The 13,856-nt window shown below is 38.2% G+C and carries 12 protein-coding genes and 2 pseudogenes; 1 reads left to right on the top strand and 13 read right to left on the bottom strand.

Annotation, left to right across the window (positions count from 1 at the left end; genetic code table 11):
- Positions 1-136 precede the first annotated feature (136 nt).
- From IGL80_RS07165 to IGL80_RS07145, 5 genes are all read right to left on the bottom strand, one after another.
- Positions 137-790, bottom strand: a complete 654-nt coding sequence (locus tag IGL80_RS07165; RefSeq protein WP_002360236.1) for a CPBP family intramembrane glutamic endopeptidase — start codon at positions 788-790, stop codon at positions 137-139.
- A 90-nt stretch (positions 791-880) separates the two neighbouring features.
- Positions 881-1,744, bottom strand: a complete 864-nt coding sequence (dprA, locus tag IGL80_RS07160; protein WP_002382350.1) for a DNA-processing protein DprA — start codon at positions 1,742-1,744, stop codon at positions 881-883.
- A 60-nt stretch (positions 1,745-1,804) separates the two neighbouring features.
- A complete protein-coding gene (locus IGL80_RS07155) occupies positions 1,805-2,572 on the bottom strand; it encodes a ribonuclease HII (RefSeq protein ID WP_002360233.1) in 768 nt (255 codons plus the stop codon).
- A 1-nt stretch (position 2,573) separates the two neighbouring features.
- Entirely contained in the window at positions 2,574-3,425 is an 852-nt protein-coding gene (ylqF, locus tag IGL80_RS07150) for a ribosome biogenesis GTPase YlqF (protein ID WP_002357480.1), read from the bottom strand.
- 275 nt (positions 3,426-3,700) lie between these two features.
- Complete coding sequence (locus tag IGL80_RS07145; RefSeq protein WP_002360232.1) at positions 3,701-4,642, bottom strand: 2-dehydropantoate 2-reductase; 942 nt, start codon at positions 4,640-4,642, stop codon at positions 3,701-3,703.
- A 176-nt stretch (positions 4,643-4,818) separates the two neighbouring features.
- Here IGL80_RS07145 and IGL80_RS07140 point away from each other — a divergent pair, with 176 nt between their 5' ends.
- Entirely contained in the window at positions 4,819-5,709 is an 891-nt protein-coding gene (locus tag IGL80_RS07140; protein ID WP_002357478.1) for a LysR family transcriptional regulator, read from the top strand.
- 8 nt (positions 5,710-5,717) lie between these two features.
- On the opposite strand, the gene IGL80_RS07135 is transcribed toward IGL80_RS07140, so the two are convergent.
- The 8 genes and pseudogenes from IGL80_RS07135 to ptb all read right to left on the bottom strand — a co-directional run bounded on the left by IGL80_RS07135 (position 5,718) and on the right by ptb (position 13,584).
- Complete coding sequence (locus IGL80_RS07135) at positions 5,718-6,770, bottom strand: PTS sugar transporter subunit IIC (RefSeq protein ID WP_002404301.1); 1,053 nt, start codon at positions 6,768-6,770, stop codon at positions 5,718-5,720.
- 143 nt (positions 6,771-6,913) lie between these two features.
- Positions 6,914-7,846: pseudogene (locus IGL80_RS07130) on the bottom strand (dihydrolipoamide acetyltransferase family protein); the annotation flags it as partial.
- A gap of 195 nt (positions 7,847-8,041) precedes the next feature.
- Positions 8,042-8,191: pseudogene (locus IGL80_RS07125) on the bottom strand (biotin/lipoyl-containing protein); the annotation flags it as partial.
- 44 nt (positions 8,192-8,235) lie between these two features.
- On the bottom strand, positions 8,236-9,222 hold the full coding sequence (locus tag IGL80_RS07120; RefSeq protein ID WP_002360227.1) for an alpha-ketoacid dehydrogenase subunit beta: 987 nt from the start codon (positions 9,220-9,222) through the stop codon (positions 8,236-8,238).
- 21 nt (positions 9,223-9,243) lie between these two features.
- Positions 9,244-10,236 (bottom strand): thiamine pyrophosphate-dependent dehydrogenase E1 component subunit alpha, encoded by a 993-nt coding sequence (locus IGL80_RS07115; RefSeq protein ID WP_002360226.1) that lies wholly within the window; start codon positions 10,234-10,236, stop codon positions 9,244-9,246.
- 10 nt (positions 10,237-10,246) lie between these two features.
- The gene (gene lpdA / locus IGL80_RS07110; protein ID WP_010708171.1) at positions 10,247-11,656 is read right to left on the bottom strand and encodes a dihydrolipoyl dehydrogenase; all 1,410 of its coding nucleotides are present in this window, start codon (positions 11,654-11,656) and stop codon (positions 10,247-10,249) included.
- A gap of 5 nt (positions 11,657-11,661) precedes the next feature.
- Complete coding sequence (gene buk, locus IGL80_RS07105; RefSeq protein ID WP_002360224.1) at positions 11,662-12,744, bottom strand: butyrate kinase; 1,083 nt, start codon at positions 12,742-12,744, stop codon at positions 11,662-11,664.
- A gap of 18 nt (positions 12,745-12,762) precedes the next feature.
- Positions 12,763-13,584, bottom strand: coding sequence for a branched-chain phosphotransacylase (ptb, locus tag IGL80_RS07100; RefSeq protein WP_430598196.1), 822 nt, complete (start codon positions 13,582-13,584; stop codon positions 12,763-12,765).
- Positions 13,585-13,856: the final 272 nt, after the last annotated feature.

Raw genomic sequence — 13,856 nt, 5'->3', positions numbered from 1 at the left:
AAAACGCACAAATCGTAATACATCATATGCTATATAGAATAGGTTTGTCAAGACTAGGCTTTCTAACATTTCTGTCATTTCTGTTTGACTGTCCGAATTTATAAATAAAAAATGCCTATGATTTATAGATTTTATCCTAAAGCATTAAAATACCTATAACATTCCAAACAAAATGAGTCAAGACAGCAGCTTCAAAGCGACCCGTGCGTAGATAGACCCAACTTAACGCTAAACCCATGCCCCAATAAATAACAAAACTACCTATATCTGTCGGCGTGTGCACAAGTGCAAATAAAATAGAAGAAACGAGTATGCCTATTTTTGAAGCTGGCTTGAAAAACGCTTGAATCCCGACACGAAAAATTCCCTCTTCGAAAATTGGCCCAATCACACCTGCAAAAATAAGTATAAGCCCTTTAGGAATAGATTGGACAATTTCTTCAACACTTTGTTGGTTAGAGGTCGTCTCTAATCCTTCCAGACGTAATAAGAAATCACCAAATATTCCCACACAAAAGATTATCACCAAACCTAACAAGACCACTGGCAAGGTTTCTTTGATTCCTAAAAAAGTCCAAATTATGAGCTTTTTCTTTTTCAAAAAAGCAACAAATAGATAGACGAAATAGGCACCAAGTCCAACAGCCACTAATCCACTAACAAAGCGAAACAAAAAATTTTCTGTAGAAAATTGAACAACTGAGACCATCATCAAAGGAATTTGATCCAAAATCAAAAAGCCCAGTAGCTGCATACCAAACAACCATCTTTTTCTAACAACCGTTTCCATTTAGACACTCCTAACTACCAACCAAAAGATTAAAATCTGATTAAATAGTACCGAAGTGAACGTAGGTTGTCAATTCACAATTAGTAAAAGTCACAATTCTTCACAAATATCATCAATTGTCTGAACACATTTAGCGCCGTCCTGAATTAATTCATGGCAGCCTGTTGAAAAAGACTGGAAAATACTTCCCGGTACGGCAAATACCTCGCGCCCGTAATCCATCGCTGCTTGTGCAGTAATTAAAGAGCCACTATTCTTACGAGCTTCCATCACGCAGACCCCTAAAGATAATCCAGCAATAATGCGATTACGTGCAGGAAAATGATATTTTTTCGGCCCACTCCCATTCACATATTCTGTTAAAACAAGCTGATTCTGCTTCATAGTTTGCTGTAATTCTTTCTTTTCATACGGATAATATACATCTAATCCAGTGCCTAAAATTCCAATTGTCTGACCCCCGTTCTGGATGGCCATCTCATGGCTACGACTATCAATGCCTTTGGCAAGACCACTGACGATTGTGAATCCTTCTTTGACTATTTTAGGAACCAGAGCTTCAGTCACTCTTAACCCATACGAAGTGGCATAGCGAGCGCCGACGATGCCAATTTTCCTTCTACTTAACAATTGTAAATTTCCTCTATAAAAAAGAATTGCTGGTGGATTATAAATTTCTCGTAATAATTTAGGATAGACGGCATCTAAAATTGTCATAAATTGGTGTTGGCATTGTCGTATATATAACGCTTCACTATGAATCGTATGGTGTAACCAAGATTGTTCAAATAATTCACGATATTTCTTGATTTCAGCAATTCTAATAATTTCTGTACTGGAAAAATCAACACGCTTTTGTGCGATAGCTTCTTGTAACACTTTTAAGATACCTAAATTGCCAATTCCTTGGCATACCGCTAATTTAAATAATAATTGTCGTTGTAAAATTTCCAACAAAAAACACCTCTTTCACATCTTCTTAAAATAAGAATACGTAAAAAAAGTGTTTTATTTTTAAATCATATCTTTTATTGGCGCAAACGTACGTCGATGAATGGGTGTTACACCGTATTTTTCTAACCCGAGAAGATGTTCTTTTGTTCCATAGCCTGCATTGTTTTTAAATCCATATCCAGGATATAATTCATCATATTCTTCCATTAATCGATCTCTTGTTACTTTTGCAATAATACTGGCTGCTGCAATCGAAATGGAGCGTGCATCCCCTTTAATCAAACTTTCTTGTGGTTGGGGAACGTCTAACTGCATTGCATCAATTAATAAATAATCTGGTGCAAAAGCTAAATCGTCAATTGCCATTTTCATCGCTTGTTTAGTTGCTTGATAAATATTAATTTGATCAATGACTCCTTGATCAGCGATACCTAACCCGATAGCGACAGCCTGTTCTTGAATCTGGTTATATAACGTTTCCCGTTTTTTAGCAGATAGTTTTTTTGAATCATTTAAGCCTAATAATTGACAATCTTTCGGCAAAATAACTGCAGCTGTCACAACAGGACCAGCTAATGGTCCGCGGCCTACTTCATCAATTCCCGCAATTAAACGATGGCCTTTTTTATAGGCCGCTTCCTCAAATTGACTCATTTCTTTAAAAAGTTGCCACTCTTTTTCTTTGGCTAACTGGCGACGTTCCCATTGTTTGATCGCTTGTTGCACTCCTGAACGTTCATCTTCTCGCCAGCTTGCTAATCGTTTATCGGTTGCATCAGTGACAGTTAACAACGCTTCTTTGATTGCCTGAATCGACTCTTTTGCCATGTTATTCGTCTCCTAGTTCTTCCCAGCGGTCCAAAGTATACGTACCTAATTTTCCACTGCGAATTTCTAAAATAATCATTTCGCTGGCTCGATTATAATCATCTCTAAAACCACGTTTTTGGCTAATTAACATCAATTGTTCTGGGGCAGGTAAAAATAGCTCTTCCTCTGTTAAACCATATCGTTCCGTCAAACGTTGCGGATAAAAACGTGCAAAAAATTCTAATCCATAAATCGCCAAATCATCTAAATGCAATAATTGATCTTTTATAGCGCCAGTTAAAGCTAATTTTTTCCCAATTTCTTCATCTTCAAATTTTGGCCAAAGAATTCCTGGTGTATCCAGTAATTCCAATTGGGAACCAGAGCGTAACCATTGTTGTCCTTTTGTCACGCCTGGCTTGTTCCCAGTTTGCGCAATTTTTTTTCCGACTAAACGATTCATTAAGGTTGACTTACCAACATTGGGGATCCCAATACACATAGCGCGAATCGCACGCGGTTTCAAGCCTTTCGCCTGTTCACGAGCCAATTTTTCTTTTAACGCTTCCTTGGCTGCTGGCACAATTTTATTGATTCCTTTATTTTGTTGGGCATTGATGACTAGGGTTTGGTACCCTTTCTTTTGAAAGTAATGTTGCCATTTTTTATTTTGGTCGTTATCTGCTAAGTCCCCTTTATTTAAAAGGACTAATCGTGGTTTTTGTTGGACAATTTGGTCCATCATTGGGTTACGGGAAGAAAGCGGTAACCGCGCATCAACTAGTTCAAATACAATATCGACATATTTGATTTTTTCCGAAACTTCTCTTCTTGCTTTGGCCATATGGCCGGGAAACCATTGAATGGTCATAATCTGTTCAAATCCCTTCTTTAACACATTGTTTCTTTGATTCAATTCTTCAACGAGTCCTGTGTTCCGCGTAGATTCTTGCGAAAAAACACCTTCTCTAGTTTAACATATTTTTCACGGATTTGATTTATTTTCTGTAGTGTTCTTTAAAAAACAAAAAAGCTGAGACAAACTCACTTTGGATTTTGTCTCAGCCTTGTACACTGGCAAAGTATAGAAAGAAGTAGGTCAAGCTCTTCTCAAGACCGACTCAAGAGTATTTCTGTTTTTACTTGTTATTTAGCATGAAGTAAATTTTCTTTACAATGAATTAACTCTGTTAAAAACTGACAGTACGGTGTAGCAATCCCATAGGCTTTCCCTTTGCGAACAATTGCTCCATTGATATAATCAATTTCGGTTAAACGATGATTGGTTATTAAGTCCTGATACATCGATGGATGGTGCAAACCAATTGTTTCTCGATTATAACACGATCGGATTTGTTGAAGCACTGCTTGTTTATCTAACGTAACTTGTTCCACTTCAGCGACTGCTAAAAATTCATTAACTATTTGTTGAACAATTTGATCTGCTTGCTCTGTTTCGCCAAAGTCTGCCATATTACAATCCAACAAAGTACATAAACCATTCATTGTTCCATTCACACAGGCCTTCTTATAAATGGATAATAAAATATTCTCAGAATAACGAGCATTTAAGCCAGCGTTATTTAATACCTTAATGACTGCTTCTGCTGCTTGTTCACTTTGCGCCCCTAAATTTTGTAAATCAATCGAACCATTACCAAATAATTTTACTTTGCCCGGTCCTTCTAACCCAGCGGTCCACATTGTGTTTCCTAATAAAATATTTTCGTAAGGCACGTATTTTTTGATAATATCTTCGTGCCCAATTCCATTTAACAAGCATAAAACTTTCGTATTTTTATTAAGGAAATGTTCTAATGCTTCAAGCATTCCTGCCAGTTGCATTGCTTTTGTAAATAGGATAACTAAGTCTGCTGTAAAATCGATGCTTGCTACTTCTGTCTGAGGATAAATAGGAATTTTAGCGGTCATCACTTCGCCATTAAAATCAGCAACTAACCCGTTTTTTCTTATTGCTTCAATATGTTCTGGCCAACCATCAACAAAAATAACGTCATTTCCTGCTTGATGTAACATTAGTCCAAAGCGACTGCCCATAGCGCCAGCACCTGCGATAATAATCTTCATTTCTTTTCCTCCGTTCAATTTTTTATTTTTAGGTAAAAATCTGCTAAGAAAATCTCTATCTCTTACTTTTATAACCATAAAAAGGCAAAACATATGTTATATTATAAGTGATCTATTTGTTATTTTTTATCCAAGCGCATTTTTGTAAGCGCTTTTAAAAAGAAGGGGAGTTTCTGATGAATATTCAGCTTTTAAAGTACTTCATTGAAATTGTTAATACCCGCAGTTTATCGGCGGCCGCTCGCAATTTATTTGTCACCCAACCAACACTTTCTTTAGCATTGAAAAAAATGGAATCTGAGTTAGGCACAGCGTTGTTTGATCATTCTGATCAACCGTTTCAATTAACCGATACAGGTGTTTATTTATATGAACATGGCCAAGAAGTTGTTTTTCAATTCGATCAATTGGTAACAGATATTCGTGAAATGAACCAGAAACCAGTTAAAAAGCAATTGCGTTTAGGCTTAACTACTTTATTTGCTGTACAATTTATGAAAGAAATTTCACGATTTTTAACAACCCATCCACATGTGAATTTAATATTACAGCAAGATGGCTCGCCAAAATTACAAACGATGTTAGCAAATAAAGAAATTGATATGGGACTAATTTCTTTCCCAAATACCTTACCTGAAATTATTCATATTGAACCTTTAGAAACGACTACCAAAGGCTACCATGTTTATGTCGTAGTACCAGAATCAAATCCTCTCTCCCAATATGAAAAATTAACTTTTAAAGATTTGAAAGATCAACGATTTTCATCGTTAAGTGATAATTTTATGATTGGTCGCCTACTACTAGATCGGACTCGGAGCTTCGGTTATGAGCCGAATATCATTTTGCATAACGATGATTTACAAGTACTTCTTTATAGTTTACAAAAAAATAATTCGATTTGTTTGCTGCCGATTGAATATTATGAAGTGGGAAAAAGTCAGGGACTGAAATGGATTCCTTTAAAAGATAAGTTTGACTATTTCCCCATCGGCATTGCTTTGCGCCGCGATTTTAGTATGACAGAAGATGTTAGAGATTTTATCCAAATCATTAAAGAAAATTAATGGATAATCTAGCCTTGATAAGCAAAGACGACTTTACTATCATAAAGTTTCAACACTTTTTCAAATAAGAATTTTGAGAATAAACCCGCGACAATTGGAACAACAAACCAAGAAAAGAATAAGGGTAAGATCCCTAAGCCCGCATCCAATGAAGCAAGTGGTCCCACGAGTCCAACCAAGCCAAATCCAGCCGATTGTGGGGTTCCTGAAATGTTGAATAGAACCACAGGAATTGCTGAAATAGTCGCTGTAAATAAACAAGGAATTAAAATAATTGGGTATTTAAATAAATTAGGCATCATCATTTTCATGCCGCCCAAAGAGACAGCCAACGTCACTCCCGATTGGTTGACATTCCAAGAATTAATCACAAGAACAACAGTTGTGGCTGCAATTCCCATTGCAGCAGCACCTGCAGACAAGCCATTCAACTGAATCGCCAAACCGATTGCCACAGTAGTGATTGGTGAAATAATCAGTGCAGCAAATGAACAAGCAATTAAAATACTCATGATAATTGGCTGGAAATCAGTAAAATTGTTAATCACTTTCCCAATGGCGACCGTAATTTGTGTCACATATGGATAAATCAACATGCCAAACAAACCTGCACCTACTCCAACAACGATCGGTAAAGCAATGATTTCCACTGAACCGAATTTTTTATCGATGACTAATAAAAGTAAGACTGCAACAGAAGCGGTAATCATAATATTAATGATGTCACCAGTGCCTGCACCAATAAAGCCTTTCACTTCTGAATTAAATTTAATCACGCCAGAGCCAGCAAATGCTGCACCGCCAGCAATCATCATTTTCTGTGGCGTTAAGCCAAATTGAAAAGCAATCAGTCCACCAATAATTAAAGGGGTGGCTAGTTGGAAAATTTGCGCCGCATGAATAATCATTTCGATAATCTTGTATTCTGCAAAATATTTTAAAATGGCTCCTAATACAGCATTGGGAATTAAGGCGATAATGGTGCCAGAAGCTGTTCCAGCTAACACTTTGTTAAAAAATATTCTTGGGGTTAATTGAGCATCCAGTTTATCAGTGGGCATTTTCAACACTCCTATTGATTATTTTTGTTTTTTTAGAACAAGTTTGAGAATGATTGAACTTTCTATTAGATAAAGAGCGGCCTCAAAGAAGAGCGCTTATTTCTTTGAGGCGCTTTTTATTTAACTAAAGCAAGGAACGATTTTTAATATACATCCGTATCCGCATTATATTTCGCTAAATTATCTTTAACATCTCGCAAGAACTTACCTGCTTGTTGTCCATCTAAAATTCGATGATCAATAGAAAGACATAAATTAACCATATCTGCCACTTTAAAGCCTCCATCTGCGGTTGGCACAAGGCGTTTATTAATTGACTCTACTTGTAATATCGCAGCTTGTGGATGGTTAATAATTCCCATCGATTGGACGGAACCTAGTGTCCCAGTATTATTAAGAGTAAAGGTCCCTCCTTGCATTTCCTTGCTTGCTAGCGTTCCTTGTCGGACTTCTTGTGCCAAGCGATTGATTTCTTTAGCTAGCCCTGCAATCGAATAGTTATCCGCTTGTTGAATCACTGGCACGTAAAGATGCTCGTCTGTCGTTACAGCTATGGATAAATTAACATCTTTATGATAAATAATTGAGCCATCATCCCAAGATGTATTGATTTTTGGATTTTTCTTTAACGCTTGAATGACTGCTTTGGCAAAAAATGGGAAGAAGCTTAGAGACAGGCCTTCTTGTTGTTTAAATTCATCTTTTAATGAATTTCTAAGTTGGACTAAGTTGGTCACATCCGCTTCCACCATTAACCAAGCGTGAGGGATTTCGTTGACACTTTGGACCATTTTTTTAGCAATCGCTTTACGTACAGGATCTGCAGAGACAATTTTATCTGGGCTTGTTTCAGTTGGACTAGCTGTTGCGGCGCTTTCATTTTGCGAAGCAACTGGCTCCTCTGAAATTGAAGGGCTAGTTCCTGGACTCACTGTTTTCTCAGGTGTTCTTCCCTGTGTTGGTGTAAAGTTTGTAACATCTTTTCTAGTAATTCGACCATCACGACCTGTCCCTGTAACTTGTGTTAAATCAATCTTTTTTTCTTGGGCAATTTTAAGGACTGCTGGGGAATAACGACCATTATTTTTTTGATGGGACGTCGCAGTGCTTGTTGTTGCAACCGTTTCATGTTCTTGCGCTTGTTCCGCACTTGCTTCTTTCACTGGTGCTAAAGTAGCTACTTCTGTTTTTTCGGTTGTTTCTTCTGTCTCTAACGTCATCACCGCTGTTCCGATGGGCACATCTGTATCTAGAGAAATCAGAAATTCTTTTACTACACCATCAAAATCTGATGGGACTTCCGTGGTGACTTTATCAGAAACGACTTCCATTAAGGGATCATAGCGTTTCACTGAATCTCCTGGTTTAACTAACCATTGGACAATGGCTGCCTCTGTGACACTTTCGCCTAGATGAGGCATTTTGATTTCTTTTGTGGCCATTTATTTTTTCCTCCTTGCTTCAATTAAAATTCTGCTAATTCTTTCATTGCTGCTAATACTTGTTCTTCATTGATTAAAAATTCTCTTTCTAAAGGTAATGCATAAGGCATGCTTGGACAATCAGGTCCTGCAAGTCGTTGAATCGGTGCATCTAAATCAAAGAGAGCATCTTCTGAAATCATTGCCGCAATTTCACTCATCACGCTGCCTTCTTTATTGTCTTCTGTTACGAGTAAGACCTTCCCTGTTTTCTTAGCTGCAGCTACTAATGTTTCGCGATCTAAAGGATATAATGAGCGAACATCGACGATTTCGGCATCAATTCCTTCAGCGACTAGTTTTTCCGCCGCAGCTAAAGCTAATTGCAAGGTCATGCCGTAACTAATCACGGTTAAATCACTACCCGTTCTAACGACATTGGCTTTGTCAATTGGTACGATATAATCATCTGCAGGCACTTCATCTTTTAGTAAACGATATAAACGCTTATGTTCGTAAAAAATGACTGGATCATCGGAACGAATCGCTGCTTTAATCATCCCTTTTGCATCATAAGGATTAGAGGGGGTCACAACTCTTAATCCTGGTTGTCCACAAAAAACTTTTTCTGTAGACTGAGAATGATACAGCCCACCACGAACACCGCCGCCATAAGGGGTCCGATAAACGATCGGCGCAGTCCAATCGCCTTTTGTTCTGTAGCGCATTGTCCGAGCCTCTGATAACAATTGATTGGTTGCAGGCAAAATGTAATCCGCAAATTGAAATTCACCAATTGCGCGATAGCCCATTAAACCTAAGCCGACAGCTAAACCACCAATTAAACCTTCTGTTAACGGTGTATTAAAACAACGCTCGTCACCGTATTTAGCAGCCAAGCCCTTTGTTACACCGAACACGCCGCCTTTGTCGCCGCCGACATCTTCTCCAAAAATAACTACTTTTTCATCACGAGCCATTTCTTCAGAAATTCCTAAGTTAATTGCTTCTAAATAAGTCATCTCAGCCATTATATTTCTTCTCCTCTTCTCTTATTTTGCATACACTTCTTCTAAAATTGATGTCGGTACAGGATCTGGCATTGCTTCTGCTTCATCCGTTGCTTGATTGATTTCTGCACGAATTTCTTCATCAATTTTGGCAATGTCTTCGTCTGTTAAATAGCCCTCTTCTAATAATTGTTTTTCAAAAAGCTTCACTGCATCGTTCTTTTTCATTTCTTCAATTTCTTCTTTTGAACGATAAACAGATTGATCATCGTCAGCGGAATGAGAAGTCAAGCGCGAAACCATTAATTCAATCAATTTTGGTCCTTTTTTCCCGCGAGCCGCTTTTACTGCTTCTTTAAATGCTAGATAGACTTCAGTAAAATCACTACCATCAACGGTTACACCTTCAAAGCCATAAGCTTTCGCGCGATCGGCCATTCGTTTATTGGCATACTGTTCTTCAATTGGGACAGAAATCGCATATTCATTATTTTCAACAACAAAAATGACTGGTAATTTTTTTACGCCTGCAAAGTTCATAGCTTCTTGGACTTCTCCTTGATTGGCAGAGCCTTCCCCAGTGGTGGTCAATGCAACAAAATCAGCTTTTTGAAGTTGCGCTGCATAACCAACACCTGTTGCTAATGGCATTTGTGTACTTACTGTTGAAGAGAAGGAAACAATATTATGCTCTTTTGAACCATAATGATTCGGCATTTGACGACCATGGGAAGAAGGATCCGCTTCTTTTCCAAAAGAACCCATTAAAATATCTTTGGAGGTCATGCCCCAAACCAAGCACGCGGTCATATCACGATAATACGGTAAAAAATAATCTTTTTGAGGATCAAAAGCCATCGCCATCGCTACTTGTGCAACTTCTGCCCCTTGACCAGAAATATTGAAAGAGGTCTTACCAATCCTTGTTAATTGCCACAACCGTTCGTCTAAACGACGTCCTCGTAGTACTTGACGATATGCCTGAATCAATTCTTCTTTTGATAAACCCGATTTTTTAAGCGTTTTCATTTTCATCAACCTTTCTCTATTTGTGAATCGCTAAGCCATAAGTATCTAAGGCTGCTTCTTGCAATACTTCTGTCATTGTTGGATGCGCATGGATTGCTTCACCAATTTCAATGGGCGCGGCATCTAAATACATGGCAGTACTTGCTTCGGCAATTAAATCCGTGACATGTGGCCCAATCATAGAAACCCCTAATAAATCATCGGTCTTCTTGTCACGAATTACTTCTATAAAGCCATCTGTTTCTCCATAAACAAGTGATTTACCATTACCATTAAAATTAAAGGTGCCAATCACTACTTCTTTATCTGCTGGTAAAGTTTCTCTAGTATAGCCGACACTTGCTATTTCAGGATTTGTATAAACACCTCGAGGCACGTTTGTATAATTTAAAGGTTCAACTGTCTCGCCTAAAAGATGCTGAACAGCTAACTCTCCTTCTTTCATAGCCACATGTGCTAGTTGGAGTGTATCGATACAATCACCGATCGCATAAATATGTCCTTCTGTGGTTTGATAAAATTCATTTACTTCAATGCCTTTGTCAGTATATTTCACTGAGGTATTCTGTAACCCTAACTTATTGATATTGGGTTGACGCCCAATTGCTACCATGACTTTGTCAACAGCGAGGCTTTCTTGTCCTGCAACTTCTATTTGAACCTTCTGCCCGGTAACTTTCGCTTCTTGGACTTTGCTACCTAATAAAATGTTAATTCCTCGTTGCTCTAAACGTTTCTTTAATTCTTTAGAAATTGTTGCACTCTCATTTATAAGTAACCGATCCAAAAATTCAATGATAGTTACGTTGACACCTAAACTATTTAATAAAGAAGCCCACTCGACACCAATAACGCCACCACCAATAATTGCAATTGATTCTGGTAGCTCTTCTAATTCAAGCATCCCATCAGAAGATAAGATAAATTCTTCATCCAGTGGCAAATTAGGTAACGTTTTAGGACTAGAACCTGTCGCAATAATGACATTTTTAGGAACGATAATTTCTTCTTCCCGTGTTGGATCATTAAACGTAACTGCCACTGCGCCAGAGACTGGTGAAAAAATGGAGGGACCTAAAATCGCACCTTCGCCTGCTAACATTTTGATTTTATTTTTTTTGCATAAGCCTTCAACACCTTTGTGTAACTGCTCAATAATTCCTTCTTTCCGTTGTTGTATTTTAGAAAAATCAATGGACGCTGCCTCTGTTTCAATCCCAAAAGAAGCCGCTTGTTTTAAGGTATCAAAAACCTCTGCGCTTCTTAATAAAGCTTTTGTAGGGATACAGCCTTTGTGCAAACAAGTGCCACCTAATTTGTATTTTTCAACAATTGTGACGTTTAGCCCTTTTTGTGCGGCTCGAATTGCTGCTACATAGCCTCCTGTTCCGCCACCTAAAATCAGTAAATCTGTTTGTTCCGCCATTTTGATCACTCCTGCTCAATTTTTGCTTCACTATAATTTAAAGCTTGTTCTTCCCCTGTTAATACTCGATTGACGCCTTCATATAAAGCAGCCATCTCCATTTCACCTGGGTAAACCTTAATTGGTGCAATCCAAGTGACTTTTTGACTAATTTCTTGAACAACGGTTTGCGAATAGGCTGCGCCCCCTGTTAAAATAATTGCATCAATTGTGCCTTCAAGAACCACGGCCATCTCGCCAATACTTTTTGCGATTTGGTAACACATTCCTTTTAAATAGTAATTTGCTGTTTGATCACCTGCAGCTATTTGTGCTTGGATATGCCGTAAATCTGTTTCACCTAGGTATGATTTAAGGCCGCTATTACCCGCAATTAGCTTTTTCACTTGGCTAATCGTTAACTCCTGTTCAAGTATCCATTGCGCAAATTCAACGAGCGGTAAGGCACCACTGCGTTCTGGCGTATAAGGACCTTCACCATCAAGCCCATTTACCACATCCACCATGCGGCCTTTTTGATGCGCCCCCAAGCTAATGCCCCCACCTAAATGAACAACGATAAAATTGCTTTGCTCATATGTTTTCCCTAAATCCTCAGCGATTTTTCGAGCGACCGCTTTTTGATTTAAGGCGTGACCAACGCTACGCCGGTGAATGCCTTTTAATCCGGAAATCCTGGCTAATGGTTGTAGCTCATCTACAACAACAGGATCGACAATAAAGGCTGGCACGTGATATTTTTCTGCAAACTCATTAGCTAAAATCGCCCCTAAATTTGAAGCATGGGTATTAAAGCGTTCTGTCCGCAAGTCTTCTAGCATTTGTTGATCGACAAGATACGTACCGCCAGGAATAGGCTTAAGCAAACCACCACGCCCTACGACAGCGGCTAATTGTGTGATGTTATGTGTTTCTAAAAATTCCGCGATCATTTGTTTTCGAAATGGTGTTTGACTGACAACATTTTCAAAAGGTGCCAATTCTTGGACGCTATGTCTAAGCGTTTCTTCCGCCAAGCAATCATGATTAGCAAAAAGCGCTAACTTCGTGGAGGTCGATCCAGGATTAATAACCAATACTGTTTCCATTGTTTTCTGCTCCTTTTTTTAAACTTGTCTCATGGCAAATCTTAATGAATGAAATTTGCTTTCTGTCGAATCACTTCTAGATGTTAAAACGACTGGGACTTTTGTGCCAACAATCGTTCCTCCCACCTTTGCGTGCCCAAACAAGGTTAATGATTTGTATAAACAATTTCCAACATCAATAGTTGGGACCACTAAAATATCTGCATCCCCCATGATAGGACCGCTGTAACGTTTATGCGCAACCGCTTCTTCAGAGGTCGCTAAATCAAGCGAAAGTGGCCCAAAAACCGTAGCCTCTTGTTGATCATTAAAATGTGCCGTGACTTCTTTTGCTAAAACAGACGAAGGCATTTTAGGATTGAAATTTTCCGCTGCGCTTAACAAAGCAATTTTCGGATGATGCAGTCCCAATTTTTGGGCGACTTCTTTAGCATTTTCAACAATTTCAATGAGGGTCGCTTGAGTGGGGGCGATATTCATCGCACAATCGGTTAACAAGAAGGTTTTTCCCGCAGGCAGCTCCACCATTGCTACATGGGAAAGAATCGGTTTATTTTTTAATTGATGCTCACTTTTCAACATTTCTTTTAGTAATGTGTGAGTCTGAATAATTCCTTTCAATAAAATTTGTGCTTGACCGGTTGCAACTAGACTGACAGCTTCCTGTGCTACCGCGGCCTCATCTGAGCAATGAACATATTTCCAGAGATTTTCAGTATCAAGATTTTCATTTGCATCAAATACAATAAACTGCAACGGTTGCTCGGCTTCTTTTAGCGCTTTTTTAACTAGCTGTAAAATCTCTGGTTGTGAACCTCCTGCAATTGAAACAGTGATCATTTTCTCACCTCATTTTTCTTCTTTACACTTTAAATCTACCTCAGTATGTAAGCGCATACAAATTGTTAATTTTTATGTCCTTATTAATATTTTTTATAGAGAAGGAAAAGCTTAGTAAATCAAGCTTTTCTTTCTCTAAACAATTGTTATCTAATTTACTTTTCATGAAAAAACTTCTTTTCTAAGAATGAAAGGAAAACTTATGCTTCGGCACAGCTGTTTATTTATGTCAGATTCTAAAGCATGTTATACTTTAGATACTTATTTTTAGG

The sequence above is a fragment of the Enterococcus sp. DIV2467a genome, assembly GCF_050532945.1.
Classification (GTDB): Bacteria; Bacillota; Bacilli; order Lactobacillales; family Enterococcaceae; genus Enterococcus; species Enterococcus faecalis.
This window is presented reverse-complemented; position numbering and strand designations above follow the sequence as displayed.